The sequence below is a fragment of the Erythrobacter sp. HI0063 genome (assembly GCF_001635685.1).
Classification (GTDB): Bacteria; Pseudomonadota; Alphaproteobacteria; order Sphingomonadales; family Sphingomonadaceae; genus Qipengyuania.
Genome location: NZ_LWFF01000227.1, coordinates 1 through 480, shown reverse-complemented (window position 1 = coordinate 480; position 480 = coordinate 1). Strand labels below are relative to the sequence as shown.

Annotated in this window: 1 pseudogene; it reads left to right on the top strand. The window is 58.8% G+C overall.

What is annotated here, in order from left to right:
- Nucleotides 1–480, top strand: a pseudogene (locus A3736_RS17540) (site-specific DNA-methyltransferase); the annotation flags it as partial.

Here is a 480-nt window from a genome sequence, read left to right as displayed (position 1 = left end):
CGTTCAATTTCGATGCCCATGCTGGCGAGGTCACGAAGATGGGCCCGCTCACCGTCCTGCAAGCGCGGATCAACCCCGACCTGCACATGCCCGACCTTGCGAATACGGGAGCAGGCAATCTGTTCACCGTATTCGGTGAGCCAGACATTCACGTGCATGATGAGGGCGACGGCATGGTCAGCATCGAGGTGATGGGCGTTGATATGTATAAGGGCGGCCAGATCGAAAGCGGCGATGCCGACGACATCGCCGTGTGGTTCATCGACACCGACTACAACTACGAAAGCTTCTTCGTCCGCCACGCCTACTTCCCCGGCGCGAACGATCCCTACAAGGCGCTGAAGACGACACTGAAGGCGGAAGTGGATCAGGAAGCGTGGGACAGCCTGAATCGAGTGCGTTCACGGTCGTTTGCGAAACCGAAGGACGGCAGGGTTGCGGTGAAAGTGGTGAACCATCTCGGGGACGAGGTGATGAAGG